This window comes from Amycolatopsis sp. NPDC043887 (assembly GCF_056435665.1).
Window position 1 is genome coordinate 195,252 of the sequence record NZ_JBWKEB010000010.1, and the last position, 14,720, is coordinate 209,971.

Consider the following 14,720-nt stretch of genomic DNA (forward strand, 5'->3'; position numbering starts at 1 on the left):
TCACCATGGCCGGAGCGGGAAGAGGAGAACAATCCGTAACGGTACGGATCTAATGCGTATTTCTACCCGTAGTTCGCGAAACAGAGAGCTTCGATGTCGCCACGCAGTGCGGCGAACGGCCGCCGCCGGACGCGCTGCTGGACGATCGCGCCGAGCAGGTAGGACAGCAGTGCCCGCGCCCGTGCCCGCGGGTCTTCGACGTCGAGCGGGGCGAGCAGCTCCGCGAGCAGTTCGGTGATCGACGTCAGCATCACGTCGATGGCCTGAGGATGCTGCGCCCGGCCCGCGGCGATCCAGTATTCGAACCAGAGGAAGGCCGCGTTCGGGCGGCCGGAGAACTCGCCGAGGAAGGCCTCCAGCGCGGCGAAGAGCCGCTCGGACGGGTGATCGTGCTTCGCCGAAATTTTGCGCAAATCGGCGATGAACGTTGTGATGTGCGCCGCCATCGCGCGGTCGATCAGGACGTCGATATCCGCGAAGTAGTAATGAATCGCACTCTTCGTGAGCGGCCCGGCGTCCGCGATCGCGCGGACGGTGCAGCCCGCGAGCCCGTCCCTGGCGAGCACGACACGCGCCGCTTCGACGATCTGCTCCTGTTTCTGCAGCTGATTGGGGGAGAGCCGCGCGCTGCGGCCGGGAACGGCGGTCACGAAGTTCCTTACACCAAGTAGTCAGGACAGGAGCCCTGAAGCTTAGGGCAACCGTCCCGGCCGATCACAGCGGGTGAAAAATCTAGGTGGCTAGCCGCCGATCCGTAGCGGACAATGCGCGGCATGGTGACCTCAGGGGACAACGGGTTCAGCCCGGCCGCGCGACGGCAGCTGGAGAAGGAACTCGCCGATCTGCGTGCGCAGCGCGACGCGATGGCGCCGCTCGTCGGTGAGCAGGAACGAACCGGCGACGCGGCCGATCAGGCGGAGGTGCTGGACCGCGCGGAGGCCGCCGCCTACCTCGACCGGCGCATCGCCGACGTCGCGGCGAAACTGGAGCACGGTGGCCGGAACAGCAAGGGTCTGCTGCCCGACGGCACCACCGTCACCCTCAGGTTCGCCGACGGCGACGAAGACGAGCTCCACATCGTCACGATCCCCGGCGAGGACGCCGACGCCTCCACGGTCACGTCGGACAGCCCGCTCGGCCTGGCGCTCGTCGGCGCCAAGGAGGGCGACGAGATCACGTACCGGACGCCGCGTGGCGAGACCAGTGCCACCGTCGTCACGCTGAAGCCGCCCGCCTGACCTCGGTCCAGGGGGTCGTGAGTGGCGATTCGGGTTCTAACCCGAATCGCCACTCACGACCAACCCGGCCCATCGCCTTCACGCACCCGGACGGCACAGCACCGGGTTCGCCAGTTCCGCGCACGGCCGGTGCCCGTGCGACCGGACGATGTCCTTGCCGACCTGATTCGTCAGGTACCGCAGGAAGCTCGCGACCAGCGAATCGGCCTTCGGCTCTCCGAACGTGTACGCGTACTCGGTCTCCCAGAACGGGTACGCCGCGTGGATCGCGCCCTCCAGGGTCGCCTGGTGGCCGTCGATCCGCACCGTCAGCACGTCCTCGCGTTTCGTGGCCGCGCCCAGTTCGCTGTAGCCCAGCGCGCCCGGCACCCGCGAAACCGCGTCGAGGACGTCGTTCGTGGACGGCTTCGCGCACCGCACCACTCCCGGCTGGGCGCCCGGCGCCGGTTTGAGGCAGTCGTCGGAGTTGTCGCCGGGTTCCCGCTTGCCCGCCAGGATCTGGGCCTCGAACGTCCGCCGCGTGCCGGAGTCGGAATGCCTGTCGACGAGCCGGACCGGCTGGTCCTTGCCGCCGATCTCCCGCCAGTTCGCGATCTTGCCGTCGTAGACGTCGCGGATCTGCGCGAGCGAAAGGTCCTGGACCCCGGCTTCCTTGTTGACCACAAGCGTGAACAGCGAGAACGCGACCGGACGCGGAAGCAGCTGCGGATAGCCCTCGCCCTTGGCACCGTCGGAAAACGCCAGCGTGCCGTCGTTCGCCGCCTGGTTCAGGCTGCCCAGCCCTTCGGCGCTCCCCCGGCTGTCGAAGACGAACGACGCGCCCGGGCACGTCTTCGTGTACGAAGCCGTCGCTTCCTTCAGCACCGGCGCGAAGGCCGTCGACCCGGTGATCGTGAGCTTCCCGGACGCGCAGTCCAGCGGCGGCGGCTTCTCGTCGAAGAACAGCGAACGGGTCAGCTGGAAGATGCTGATCACCACGAGGAACAGGACCAGCGCCATCACCGAGCCCGTCGGCCCGGTGCGGCTCTTGGTCTCCCGGAGGCTGCCGCCCTTGATCTCGCCGACGACCTGAGGATCGTCGAAGGCGTCGGGCGAGCCGTTGGGGACGCGGTCGAGCACGGCGAGGATCTTGTAGTGCGCGCCGCGGTTCAGCGGCACCCTCGGCAGGTCGATCACCCCGGCGGGTTGCTCGGGATTCTCGTCGCGCGCGCCGAAACCGGAGTCGTCACCGAAACACTCGTGCAGATGCGGCGAACTGAGTTCGGTCACCACCATCCCGGCCACGGTGCGGCCGGGGAATTTCACGCGGATGCCGACGCGGTCGTTCTCGTTGACCGCGTAGTCGTCGGTGTCGATGTCGGTGGTGCCGTTGTTCTCGATGCGCAGCAGCACGAACGACGGGTCGACGAGCCGTTCGCCGTTCTCGTGCTGGAGCTGCGCCAGCGCGTCGGCCGTCGGCGCGAACCCGCGCCCGGACGCCGTCGGGGTGTCCATCTGCACGCGGTAGCCGAGCCGTTTGCGGCCGACGAGCACGAACTCCCACAGGAACGCGACGGCCGGGACGGCGATCCCGACCACCGCGAGCAGGACGTCCCAGGGAAAGCCTTCCAAGACCAGCCTCCAGGTTCGGGGTGTCGAACCTATGGCTCATCCCGGCGCGGGACGGCGTACTTCAGCCAGTGTTCACCGGCCGTCCGCGAAGGCGTAGTCGTCGAGGTCGAAGAACCGGCTCGTCACCATCGTTTCCAAGGTCGGCGAGGCACGGAAGGGCACATCCCCGTTCGCGTCGAAGTAGTAGCTGTTGGCCAGTGAACAGCTGTCCTGGAAGAAGATCTGGTGCTTGCGGCGGTCCAGCATGCTCCGGAAGTACCGGTCGTTGGCCTCGTGCGTGACCTCGACGCGGGTCGCGCCGGTCTTCCGGGCATTGCGGAGGCAGCGGATGATGTGCGCGGTCTGCGTCTCGATCAGGTTGAAGTACGAGGAACCGTTGTAGCCGTATGGTCCGAGAATGGTGAAGAAGTTCGGGAAGCCGGGGACGCTGACGCCCTGATAGGCCTGGAACCGGTTCTCCGCCCAGAACTTCTCCAGATCGGCGCCGCCGGAACCGCGCACGGTGAAAGCGGGCATGTTGCCCTTCTCGAACACCTTGAACCCGGTCGCCAGCACCAGGACGTCGACCGGGTGCTCGGTGCCGTCGGCGGTGCGCACCCCGGATCCGGTGATCGCGTCGATACCCGTGGTCTCCAGCGTGACGTTGTCCCGGTCGAACGTCTGGAGGTACTCGTTGGAGAAGCTCGGCCGTTTGCAGCCCAAGGCATAACGCGGCGTGAGCTTCTCGCGGGTCACGGGGTCCTTCACCGCGCGGCGCAGATGCGCGCGCCCGATCCGCTCCCCCGCGCCCGCGGTCGGCAGGAGATTGTGGAAATGCGCGGCCAGCGGGAAGGTCACCTCGACGAGTGCCTGGCTGGCCAGCCGGGACACCAGTTTCGCGCCCGGCAGCCGCCGCAGCGCGAGCCGCGCCGGCCGCGGCAGGACGGCGTCGGGTTTGGGCAGGCACCAGATCGGCGTGCGCTGGAACACCGTCAGGTGACCCGCCTCCGGCGCGATGGACGGGATGACCTGCACGGCCGAAGCCCCGGTGCCGACGACGGCGACACGTTTCCCGCGCAGATCGACGCCGTGGTCCCAGCGCGCGGTGTGCATGACCTCGCCGCGGAAACCATCGAGCCCGTCGATGTCCGGCGGTTTCGGCTGGGTGAGCACGCCGGTGGCACCGACCACGAACCGTGCCGTCATCGACCAGCCCTCGGCGGTTTCGAGGCGCCACAAGTGCGTTTCGTCGTCGAAGGTCGCGGAGACGACCTTGCTGCCGAGGCGCGTGCGGCGGCGGATGTCGTACTTGTCGACGCAGTAGTCGGCGTACGCCTTCAGCTCGCGGCCCGGCGCGTAGACCCGCGACCAGCCGGAGATCTGCTCGAACGAGAACTGGTAGCTGAACGACGGGATGTCGACGGCGACACCCGGATAGGTGTTCCAGTGCCAGGCACCGCCGACGCCGTCGCCCTCTTCCAGCATCAGGAAGTCCTCGAAACCCGCCTTGTGAAGCAGGATCGCGGCACCGATACCGGAGAAGCCTCCGCCGATGATCGCGATCTCGTGGTCCGGCGTCATGCGGGAAGTCCTTCCTTGGCGAAGAGCGAACTGGCGCCGAGCACGACGACGTCCGCCTGATGCTCGATACCTTCGGCCGTGCGGATCCCGTCGGGTGCGAAGGCGTAGACCGGCCAGGTGATGAGCTTGCACCCGGGCCGCCGCAGCGCCCCGTAGTAGCCGAGACCCGGCGCCGTCCGCCGCGAGCCGAAGCGCCGGTCGGGCGTCAGGAGCCTGCGGATCCAGGGGTCTTTGACCTGCCAGCGCAGGAAAATCCGGGCGACGGTGATGCCGAGGACGTTCGGTCCGGGGACCGGCATCGGCACCACCCAGTCGGGTTCTTCCTGGAACACCTTCACCGAACGCGCGGTGGCCGCCACTTCGGGCACGATCTGCGCCGCCTCGCGGCCGGGCGCGACCACGGCCACCCGCTGCCCGGAGAAGTCGTGCCCGAACCACTCGGTGCCACGCAGCACCTCGCCCCGGAATTCGCCGAGGCTCACGACGCGACCGGTTCGTGGGTGATCTCCTCGGTCCACGACTGCGGCTTTCCCAGCAGCCGCGCGGGGATCAGCCGGGTCACCTTCACCATCGGGTCGGCGAGCAGCCGGTGGTAGACGTGCGAGCGGTCGACGATCATCGCCGCCTGCGCCTTGAGCACGTGGTACGCCGGAATGCGTTTGGTGAACTCGCCGCGGCCGCCGATCGTGGAGAACCGCTTCACGGCGTTGTACAGCTTCTTCTCCGGCAGGCCCATCGCGACGATGTTGTCCCGCATCTTGTTGATCAGCGGGACGAACACCACGATCAGGCCGAGGACGATCTGGGGTTTGAGCGAGCCGACGGATTCGGTGAGGAGCTTGGTCGTGGAGCCGGCTCCGATCAGTTCCAGCACCTCGAAATCGGCCGTGATATGCCGGGCCTCATCGGAGTTGATATGCCGGAACACCTGGTGGCAAACCGGATCGGAGACCTCTTCCAGCAGGAACTTGACCAGTGCGCCGTCCAGCGCGCATTCCAGCAGCGGGATGAGCGTGGCGAGCGCCGTCAGCGGCAGCGTGTCGCCGTAGTCGTCGAGGACCTTGATGGCGAGCTTGACGTTGATGTTCGGCTCGGGCATCGAACCGTGCTCGTCGAGCATGCCCCAGCGTTTCATCAACGCCAGTTCCGCGTTGGCGTGCTTCTGTTCCTCCGCGTGGAAGTAGCGGTAGATCTCCTGGATCACCGGGGTCGGCGCCTTCTTGGCCAGCGAGGCGAACCCGCGGGCGCCGACGTGTTCGATCCACACGAGATCGGCCATGAACGGCCGCATCTTGGCGCGCAGTTCGTCGGTCATCGTCTCGGCGCCGGGCGCGTCCCAGTCGATGTCGGCCAGCGACCATTGCTTGTCCTTGATGGTCTGGAGCATCGCGTCGAAGTCGTAGGCCATCACTTCTCCTTTTCGGCGGGCAGGAACCGGCCGAGCAGACCGGCGATCCGCGTGTACGGGACGGGCACGAACCGCTTGGCGTGCCAGAGAAGCTGAGCGTCGGGTTGCGGCACCACGTACAGGCGTCCGCGATCGTGGGCGTCGAGCGTCATCTTCGCGACGCGCTCCGGCGAGAACCCGACCACGTCGGAGACCCGCTTGGCGAGCCCGCGAGCCTCGGCGTCGATGAGTTCGCCGCCGAAGATGTTGGTGCGCACGAAGGTCGGGCACAGCACGGTGACCGAGACGCCGGTGCCGGACAGCTCGGCCGCCAGCGTTTCGGAAAGGCTGACGACCCCGGCCTTGCTCACGTTGTACGCGGCCATCCTCGGTGCGGCGGTGAAACCGGCGGCCGACGCGACGTTGATGACGCCGCCCGCCTTCGCCGCGCGCATGGCGGGGACGAAGGTGTGGCAGCCGTGGATCACGCCCCAGAGGTTCACGCCAAGGGTGCGTCGCCAATCGGACAGCGGGCTCTCCCCGACGAGCTTGCCGCCCGCGCCGATCCCGGCGTTGTTGACGACGAGGTCCGGCTCGCGGCCGAACCAGGAGCGTGCCTGGTTCGCCAAGTCCGCGACTTCGTCCACATCGGACACATCACAGGCGATGGCGACCGCGTTCTCGAGTGTTTTCGCGGTTTCCTCGGCGGCTTCGAGGTCGATGTCCGCGCAGACGACCCGGCTGCCGCGCCGGACGAGCTCGGCCGCGATCGCCCTCCCGATCCCGCTGCCCGCGCCCGTGACGACGGCGTGTGCTCCGTGGGTCCGCTTCGTCATGCCGCCCTCACGATCGCCGGTAGGTTTCCGGCGAGGAAGCGGCAAGCCCGCTCCATCGCCGGTGCCGCTTCGGGAATGAAGCGGGTCAACGCCTGGAAGACGTGCATCTGGCCGGGGACCACTTCGAGTTCGCAGTCCGCTCCCGCGCGGCGCAGGGCCCTGGCCAGCTCGATGGCGTCCGCGGCGAGCATTTCGAGCCCGCCCGCCTGGATGATCGTCGGCGGGAAACCCTTGATGTCGTCGAAGGCGAACCGGAGCCGCGCCGAAGCGAGGTCCGCGTCCACTGTGTACAGACCGACCAGCCGCGCGGCCGCGGCGGCCGAGATCATCGGGTCCGGGCTCATGCGTTCTCTTTGGGCGGCCAACGAAAACGTCACGTCGAACAGCGGCGAGAAGAGTGCCAACGCGGCAGGCGGGTCTTTTCGTTCCCGGATCAGCTGCGCGGCGAGGTCGACCGCGAGATGCCCGCCCGCGGAGTCACCCGCGACAAGGATCCGCCGGTATCCCTGGTCGAGAAGCCGGCCGTAGGCCGCGCGGACGTCGTCGGCGGCGCTCGGGAAACGATGTCCGGGCGCGAGGCGGTATTCGCAGGCGAAGACCGGCAGCCCGGTGCCGGCGGAGACCCGTGTGGTCAGCCCGCGATGGGTGCGCGGCGAGCAGAGCGCGTAACCGCTGCCGTGGATGTAGAGGACCACGGCGTTGCCTTCGGTCACCTCGGGCGCGCGGACCCACTCGCCGCGGATGCCCGGCTCGACGCGGCTCCCCTTCAACGGCGGCGAGGCCAGCCACAGGCTGCTCGCGATGAAGGCGCGGGAGAAGGCGACGCCCACCCGGTTGGCCGGGATCGCGTTGGCGATCGGCCGCACGAAAGCGGACGTCAGCGCGGCGGCCAAACCGGTTCGCAGGCCATTCTGCGGTCGCATGCCCTCAGAATGAATCTGAGGGCACCTGCTGTCAAGATGGAAGGGTGACCGCGTCCCGCCGCTACAGCGGCAAGACCGCCGACGAACGCCGCTCCGAACGACGGCTCGCCCTCCTCGGCGCCGCCCTCGACATCTGGCAGGAACAAGGCTGGGCGGCGGTCACCATGCGCGGCGTGTGCGCGCGGGCGAACCTGACCGACCGGTACTTCTACGAGAGCTTCGCGAACCGCGACGCATTGCTCGCCACCGCTTGGGAACAGGTCCGCGACGAGACCCTGCGGATGGTCCTCGACGCCGTCGCCGCCCACATCGAGCAACCCGCGCTGGAGCAGCTGCGTGCCGCTGTCGACGTCGTCGTGCACCACGTGCAGGAAGAGCCTGCCCGCGCACAGATCCTGTTCGGCGACCACGCGGGCAGCGCGGTGCTGGAGCAACTGCGGCGGCAGACCGTCCAGGAGACCACCGGCCTGCTGATCGAACTCGCCCGGCCGCATCTGAAGCCGGACGTGGACGGGCTGGAGTTCCGGGTCAACGTCCTGCTGGGCATCGGCGGCTTCGTCGAGATCATGCTCGCGTGGCGCTCCGGCCTGCTCGACGCGGACGCGGACGCGCTCGTCGGCCACCTCACCGGAGTGGGCACTTCGCTGTCGCGGATGTTCCTCAAGGGTGACACCAACGGGTGAATTTCGGGGCGGCCAGCGCCGTCGGCCCCGGAAACGGCTCAGGGCCCCATCCGGAGTATCCGAATGGGGCCCTGACCTGCGGAGCCGCCTAGGGGAATCGAACCCCTGACCTATTCATTACGAGTGAATCGCTCTGGCCGACTGAGCTAAGGCGGCGGGCATCGGGCTCGCACCCGATGACGGGGACAAGTGTAGCGGAGGCTTGAACGTCACCTTCCAGGGCCACCGTCGTTAAGGTCCTATGACGCCGGTCTCAGTCCCCCAAGATCGGCCCATCCCCACTGGAGGACCTGTTCATGCGGCAACGACTGCCCCGTGTGCTGGCGCTTCCGGCCGCCGCGGCCCTGCTTCTGCTGACCGCGGCCCCGGCGACCGCCCAGACGATCCCGACCACGCCGATCCCCGATCCGGCGAACCCGGGACAGCCGCCGATGTCGGCGCCGATCGGGCCGCAGCCGCTGGGCAAGGCGGTCGGTGACGCGGGGGCGGCGCTCGGCGTCCTGCGGTTGCTGCCGAACGCGGTACCGACGAGCGCCATCCTCCCCGGAGCCGGCGAGATGCTGCCGAAGCAGTCCGCGCTCGAGGCCGGGATGGGGCTTTCCAGCGCGCAGGCCAACTCCGAGGCCTACCTGAGCTACGAAAAGGCGATCGCGCAGTCGTCGCCGTTCGGCCTGTCCGCGGCGGGCAACGCGCCGCAGACGCCGGGCAGCCTCGTGCAGACGGCACTGCCGGACAACCCGAAGCCGATCAGCGGCGGCCTCAACGCGCCGAAGAACCCGCTGTTCAACCTGGGCCTGCTCAACGGTGAGGCGCACGCGCGCTGGAGCCCGACGCTCGGACCGTGCGTCGGCACGATCGCCGACTCGAGCACGTCGATCGCGAACCTCGCGCTGCTGCCGACCATCCCGAACATCCCGGGCGCCGACCAGCTGACGCAGGCTTCGGACCAGCTCAAGGCCGGTCTTGCGGCCCTGGGTCCTTTGGCGAACCTGGGCGGCCTGCTTTCGGGAACCAGCACCAACGCCGACGGCAAGGGCGCCGTGCTGAGCCTGCCGAACACGCTGTCGTCGCGTTCGGTCGTGCGGCTGGTCGACATCCCCGGCTCGAAGAACAAGGCCGTCGAATCGACGTCGACGCTGCAGGCGGCCAATATCGAGCTGCTGAAGGGCACGCCGCTCGGCCTGACGATCAAGGTCGCCAGCCAGCCGACGCTGCGGGTCACCTCGACCGGCGACAAGAAGACGTCGAAGGTCGAGTACACCGCGCCGGTGCTGCAGATCGTCCGCGGCGACAAGGTGCTGTTCACCCTCGACGCGAACAACCCGACCAAGGACATCCCGATCGGGATCCCGCTGCCGTCGCTCAAGCAGGTCCCCGGCTTCGAGCAGCTGAAGAACGTGCCGGTCGTCGGTGGGCTCGCCGAGATGATGGACGGTGCCACCAAGCACCTTCCCGGCGGCGAGGCCGGGAACGGGCTCACCCTCGACCTCGGGGTGCTGAAGCTGTCGATCGCCGGGCTGAACCAGAAGTCGAGCGACATGACCTCGCCGTTCAAGGGCTTCCAGATGGGCGCCTCGGCGCGGCTGCTGGACCTGCAGATCCTGCCGACGACCGCGTTGCAGAAGGCGCTGCCGCCGGAGGCCGCGAAGAACCTCCCGTCGTCGCTGGCCCAGGTCTCGCTCGGCGAGCAGATCGCCCGCGCGTACGCGCCGGCCGGTGGTGTCGAGTGCGGCACGGCTACTCCGCCGCCCGCGGGCAACAACGGTGGCGCGGCGCCGAAGGGACCGGTCAAGAACCTGGCCTACACCAACGCGGCCTATGACACGGTGCCGATGTTCTGGACGGGTACGGCGATGCTGCTGATCGGTGTCGTTCTCGTGGCCGCCATGCCGGGACGGCGTCGGCTCGCGGTGGTTCCCATCGCGAAGAACTCGCCTGGGTCGCGGGGGTTCAAGCCTTCGCCGCGGCCGCGCTCGCTGGACTCGGAGGACTAGACGGGGCGAGGAGGGTGATGAACGGCCTTTCACGCCTAGCCCCGGCGTGAGAGGTCCGTTCGTACGTGGGGCCTTCGCCGCTTTGATGCGGTGAAGGCCCCGTGCTTTGGATTTCGGCGCGGCGGATGACACACGTCACCGGGGCAGTTCGGTGCGGGTGTGTGGGAATAGAGACGTTGAGTGTCCCTATTTCCACACACCCCTCTCCCGATTGCCTCGCCTGATGTCCCCAATGTCGCATCAGGGACACTGAGCGTCTCAAATGCGACATTGGGGGCAATCACCGCCACCGCCCCGCGAACCCGAAGCGACTTCACTTACCCACAGCACTTGTCCACAACCATCCCCACCTGTGGACAACTCCCGCGACCAGCCCTTTTCCCCCTCCACCCCCGGTAGACTGGACTCGGGGTCGCCCCCCTGGGACGGGCGGGGGCTGGGGTGTGGCGAGCCGAGCGGGTCAGCCTTGGCGCAGGGTGGTGACCATGGCTTCGACGGCGATCCTCGGCTTCACGTTCAGGTCGATGGCCTCGCGGCATTCCAGGACGGCTTCGAGCCGCCGCAGGATCGAGTCCGGCGCCCAGGCGGAGGCGGCCTGCGCGATTTCCGAGGCGTGGTCGGGGTGGTTCAGCGTGGCGCCCGCGCCGCTCGCGGTCACGAGCACGTCCCGGTAGAACGCGGCCAGGTCCACCAGCGCGAGGTCGAGAGTGTCCCGCTGGGTTCGGGTCGCGCGGGACTTCTGGCGCTTCTCGAGCTGCTTCACGGCGGCTTCGGCGGCTCGTTTCGCCCCGGCGACACCCTTTCCGGTGCCATCGCCGCCCATCGCGGTGCGGAGTTCGGAACGCTCGGCCTCGTCGCGGACCTTGCTCTCCTCGCCCGCGTCGGCCTCCGCGGCACTGATCAGCTGATCGGCGCAAGTGAACACATCGGACGGACGGCGCAGGCCGAGCGGGATCCGCAGCACGGTCGCCCGCCGCTGCCGGGCAGCCTCGTCGGTCGCGAGCCGCCGCGCGCGGCCGACATGTCCACTCGAGACGGACGCGGCCCACCGCGCGCGTTCGGGATCGATGCCGTCGCGCTCCATGAGCACCTGCGCGATCGCCTCCGGCGGCGGCGTCCGCAGCGTGACCAGACGGCACCGCGAGCGGATCGTCACCGACACGTCGTCCGGGTGATCCGACGGCGCGCACAGCAGGAACACCGTGCGGTCCGGCGGCTCCTCGACGGCCTTCAGCAACGCGTTCGACGCGCCTTCGGTCAGCCTGTCGGAGTCCTCGATGATCACCACCTGCCACTTCCCGGTGGTCGGGCGGCGGGCGGCGGCCTGCACCAGCGAACGCATTTCCGCGACGGAGATCGAAAGGCCTTCGGGCACGACGAGCTTGACGTCCGCGTGCGTCCCGGCCAGCACGGTGCGGCAGCCAGGGCATTCGCCGCATCCGGTGCCGGTGCCGCACTGCAACGCCGCCGCGAAGACCCGCGCGGCCGTCGAGCGCCCCGAGCCCGGCGGACCGGTGACCAGCCAGGCATGCGTCATCGCGCCGGGCGCGACAGGTTGGTTGTCGACGATCCGCGCGGCCGCGGCCGACGCCGTGGAAAGCGTGCGCGCGGCGGGCTCCTGGCCGACGAGCTGCTTCCAGACACCGATCAGCGCAGGGGCTTCCGTCATCTCACCTCGACCTTTTCCTCTTCCACCGGAGCGAGCCCGGCGAGCCTGCCGACGAGCACCGCGCGGATCGCCGTCCGCACCCGGTCGCTCACCTCGTCCTCGGTGCCTTCCGCGTCGACCACGACGTACCGGTCCGGGTCGGCGGCGGCCATTTCCGTGAGCAGATGCTGCACCCGCCACTGCGCGTCCAGTGATGCGGACTTCCGCATCACGGTGCCGGGATCGGCGTCGAGCAGGATGGTGATGTCGGGCCGCAGCCTGCCGGTCGCCCAGTCGGCGAGCCCTTCGAGTTCCTGGCTGTCCAGGCCGGCCACCGCGGACAGATGCGCCAGCGGCGAGTCCACGAACCGTTCCATCACCACGACGGACCCGGCGTCGAGCGCCGGCTGGATGTCCCGTTCGACGATGTCCGCCCGCACCGCGGCGGCGGCCAGCGCCTGCGCCCGCGCACCGGACAGCGAAGCACCTGAGACAAGTTTCGCGAGCCGCTGATCGTCCAGCGCCGGGTCGGCCGCCAGCACGACCGGACGCGTACCCGCGCGCAGCCATTCGGCCAGCCGCGCGGCCTGCGTCTCGGTGTTGATCGCCCGCGTGCCTTCGAGCGCGATCAGCAGCCCGTTCACCCGACGCGGGCTACGGCGCAGGGCGTTGCGGAGGTCGGCGAGGATCGGCTCGGCCCGCCGGTCGTCCATCTGCCGGTACGCGAAGATGCCGGCGAGCAGCGCGAGGATGCCGCCGCCGATCATCACCGGCCGCGTGCCGTCGATCGTGATCGTGCCGCCCCACAGCTCCACCTCGGTCGTCCGGACCGCGCTGATCAGCACCGGCACCAGCACCGTCGAGCCGAACAGCACGATCTTCATCAGCGACTGGTAGATCGCGTTGATCCGGCCGCGGATGGAGTCCTCGATCCGCGAACCGATGATCGTGACACCGGTCAGGAACGCCGTCCCCGCCCAGACACCGACCGCGGCGACCGCGACCAGCGAAACGGCGAGATGCGGCGACAGCGCCACCACGACGAGGCACAGGCCCGCGGCGACGATCGAGATCCCGAACAGCCGGTCGTGCGCGAGCCGCCGCGCGAGCTTCGGGGCCACCGCCATCCCGGTGGCGAGCCCGAGGAAGACGGCGAGGACGAGCAGGTTGAACGCCGCGTCACCGGCGAGCAGGCTGGACGAGTACGGCTTGGCGGAACCGATCACCGCGCCACCGGCGGCGAACGCGCCGAAAGCACCGATCATCAGCCCGCGGACCAGCGGCGTCGTCCGCACGAACCGGGCGCCGTCGGCGATCATCTGCCGGAAGCCGAACTTCTCCTCGTCGGCGGCCTTGACCTTGGGCTTCTCGACCGCGTGGACGTTGCGCAGCGACAGCTCGGGGATCCGGGTCGCGATCACGATCGCGCTGGTCAGGTACAGCAGGCCGGTGATGACGACGGCGACCTTGGCGATGCCGAGCTGGGCGTCGCCCTGGAAGAAGTGGAACGTCGTGTTGCTACCGGTGAGCACGGCGTTCGCCCCGGCCGCGGTGATCACCGCGAGGCCGTAGGTCATCACCATGCCGAGCTGGTTGGCCGTCTCGACCTGGTCCGGACGGCGCAGCAGGTTCGGCACCGCCGCGTCCTTCGACGGGATCCACATCATCGAGCAGCAGCCGACCAGGAAGTTGCCGACGAACACCCACCACGGTGTGCCGACGAACGCGATAGACAGCAGGAACCCACACCGGCCGAGGTCGCAGAGCACCATCACCTTGCGCCGGTCGAACCGGTCGGCGAGCAGCCCGCCGAGCGGGGCGAACAGCAGCCCCGGCAGCAGCGAGGTCAGCACGACCCCGACGAACGCGAAGTTCTGCGCGGCGTAGTTGTCGGTCAGTTTGGTGACCAGACCGGTCAACGTCAGGAGGTTCAGCCAGTCCGCGACGCTGCACAGGTAGGAGACACCCCAGATCCGGCGGAACGGCTTGATCGCCAGCACCCGCCGCACGCGGTGCATGGTGGAAGCGTCACGCCCCGCCGAATCACCCGTGCCCGCTTCGGGCACCGACTGCACGCCCTCGCTGATACGCCCACCCCACTAGTCACGCGGCGCCGAGGTGCGACCCGGGTCAACACCGGGTACCCCGACCGTACGGCCAGGGTATCCCGATGGGTGAGGTATGGACGGACGGCCCCGTCCGGCGCTATCCGCCGGACGGGTTACCCGAAGATCCCCGCGATGCTGTTGAACAGGCTGGACAGCAGCTGGATGGCGAGGACCGCGAAGACGATCATGAGGGTGATCGCGATCATGACGCCTGCCATGTTCGACGACGGTTTACCGAGCCGCGGCATCTGCATGGAGCGTTTTGCCCGCCGTACTTCGACTTCGGCCTCTTCGTCGACCTCGACCGGCTCTTCCTGCTTCACGCGCCGGGGCTGGCGGATCAGCTGGGAAGGCCTCGACGGCCAGGTGCGCTGCTGGGGCAGGATCCCGATCGGCGCAGCGCCTTGCTCACCGACCGTGCTGACGATCTTGGCGGGCGACTGCGCGGCGGTCTGCTCGGGGCCCGGGTCTTCGGCGGGCCGCTCGTCCGCGAGCATGGCCGCGTTGACCATCCTGCTGACGACTTCGGGGTCGTGCTGTACCGGTCCCGGCACCTGCACGCGGACGTCGTCGGCTCCCGCCGAGGGGGACGCCGGGGCCGTCGCGCCGGTCGTGACCAGCCCGGACAGCGGGTCGGCGAACGTGTCGCCCGGAGGATCTGCCTGAGTGCCGTCGCCTTTCACGAAGTCGGGGGCATCGAAGAAGGGGGTTTCGCCCTTCCCGCTCATGGTG

13 protein-coding genes and 1 tRNA gene are annotated in these 14,720 nt (G+C 69.0%); 3 read left to right on the forward strand and 11 right to left on the reverse strand.

The window, feature by feature from the left end; translation table 11 throughout:
* Positions 1 to 62: 62 nt before the first annotated feature.
* Positions 63 to 650 (reverse strand): TetR/AcrR family transcriptional regulator, encoded by a 588-nt coding sequence (locus AC069H_RS26635; protein WP_034310021.1) that lies wholly within the window; start codon positions 648 to 650, stop codon positions 63 to 65.
* A 123-nt stretch (positions 651 to 773) separates the two neighbouring features.
* On the opposite strand from AC069H_RS26635, the gene AC069H_RS26640 reads away from it, so the two are divergent.
* Positions 774 to 1,238 carry a GreA/GreB family elongation factor gene (locus AC069H_RS26640; RefSeq protein WP_034310019.1) on the forward strand — a complete coding sequence of 155 codons (465 nt, stop codon included), beginning with the start codon at positions 774 to 776 and terminating at the stop codon, positions 1,236 to 1,238.
* Positions 1,239 to 1,316: 78 nt separating this feature from the next.
* On the opposite strand, the gene AC069H_RS26645 is transcribed toward AC069H_RS26640, so the two are convergent.
* The 6 genes from AC069H_RS26645 to AC069H_RS26670 form a co-directional block, all read right to left on the reverse strand.
* Positions 1,317 to 2,849, reverse strand: coding sequence for a PstS family phosphate ABC transporter substrate-binding protein (locus AC069H_RS26645; RefSeq protein ID WP_478234179.1), 1,533 nt, complete (start codon positions 2,847 to 2,849; stop codon positions 1,317 to 1,319).
* Between the two features lie 72 nt (positions 2,850 to 2,921).
* Positions 2,922 to 4,409: a flavin-containing monooxygenase gene (locus AC069H_RS26650; RefSeq protein ID WP_478234180.1), complete on the reverse strand. Its 1,488-nt coding sequence runs from the start codon at positions 4,407 to 4,409 to the stop codon at positions 2,922 to 2,924.
* Positions 4,406 to 4,891 carry an NAD(P)/FAD-dependent oxidoreductase gene (locus AC069H_RS26655; protein WP_478224409.1) on the reverse strand — a complete coding sequence of 162 codons (486 nt, stop codon included), beginning with the start codon at positions 4,889 to 4,891 and terminating at the stop codon, positions 4,406 to 4,408. Before AC069H_RS26655 ends, AC069H_RS26650 begins: the two co-directional genes overlap by 4 nt.
* Positions 4,888 to 5,817 carry a ferritin-like domain-containing protein gene (locus AC069H_RS26660; protein WP_478224408.1) on the reverse strand — a complete coding sequence of 310 codons (930 nt, stop codon included), beginning with the start codon at positions 5,815 to 5,817 and terminating at the stop codon, positions 4,888 to 4,890. The genes AC069H_RS26655 and AC069H_RS26660 overlap by 4 nt, the downstream gene beginning before the upstream one ends.
* A complete protein-coding gene (locus AC069H_RS26665) occupies positions 5,817 to 6,632 on the reverse strand; it encodes an SDR family NAD(P)-dependent oxidoreductase (RefSeq protein ID WP_478234181.1) in 816 nt (271 codons plus the stop codon). Before AC069H_RS26665 ends, AC069H_RS26660 begins: the two co-directional genes overlap by 1 nt.
* A complete protein-coding gene (locus tag AC069H_RS26670) occupies positions 6,629 to 7,555 on the reverse strand; it encodes an alpha/beta hydrolase (protein WP_478234182.1) in 927 nt (308 codons plus the stop codon). The genes AC069H_RS26665 and AC069H_RS26670 overlap by 4 nt, the downstream gene beginning before the upstream one ends.
* A 44-nt stretch (positions 7,556 to 7,599) precedes the next feature.
* Here AC069H_RS26670 and AC069H_RS26675 point away from each other — a divergent pair, with 44 nt between their 5' ends.
* Positions 7,600 to 8,238 (forward strand): TetR/AcrR family transcriptional regulator, encoded by a 639-nt coding sequence (locus AC069H_RS26675; RefSeq protein WP_478224405.1) that lies wholly within the window; start codon positions 7,600 to 7,602, stop codon positions 8,236 to 8,238.
* 82 nt (positions 8,239 to 8,320) lie between these two features.
* Here the strand turns inward: AC069H_RS26675 and AC069H_RS26680 are convergent.
* Positions 8,321 to 8,394 (reverse strand) — tRNA-Thr (locus AC069H_RS26680).
* A gap of 140 nt (positions 8,395 to 8,534) precedes the next feature.
* Between AC069H_RS26680 and AC069H_RS26685 the strand changes: the two genes are divergently transcribed.
* Positions 8,535 to 10,232 carry a hypothetical protein gene (locus tag AC069H_RS26685; protein WP_478234183.1) on the forward strand — a complete coding sequence of 566 codons (1,698 nt, stop codon included), beginning with the start codon at positions 8,535 to 8,537 and terminating at the stop codon, positions 10,230 to 10,232.
* A gap of 460 nt (positions 10,233 to 10,692) precedes the next feature.
* On the opposite strand, the gene AC069H_RS26690 is transcribed toward AC069H_RS26685, so the two are convergent.
* The 3 genes from AC069H_RS26690 to AC069H_RS26700 all read right to left on the reverse strand — a co-directional run bounded on the left by AC069H_RS26690 (position 10,693) and on the right by AC069H_RS26700 (position 14,716).
* Positions 10,693 to 11,901: a DNA polymerase III subunit delta' gene (locus tag AC069H_RS26690; protein ID WP_478234184.1), complete on the reverse strand. Its 1,209-nt coding sequence runs from the start codon at positions 11,899 to 11,901 to the stop codon at positions 10,693 to 10,695.
* A complete protein-coding gene (locus tag AC069H_RS26695; RefSeq protein ID WP_478234185.1) occupies positions 11,898 to 13,955 on the reverse strand; it encodes a bifunctional MFS transporter/dTMP kinase in 2,058 nt (685 codons plus the stop codon). Before AC069H_RS26695 ends, AC069H_RS26690 begins: the two co-directional genes overlap by 4 nt.
* Positions 13,956 to 14,101: 146 nt before the next feature.
* Positions 14,102 to 14,716 (reverse strand): hypothetical protein, encoded by a 615-nt coding sequence (locus AC069H_RS26700; protein ID WP_478224401.1) that lies wholly within the window; start codon positions 14,714 to 14,716, stop codon positions 14,102 to 14,104.
* Positions 14,717 to 14,720 lie beyond the last annotated feature (4 nt).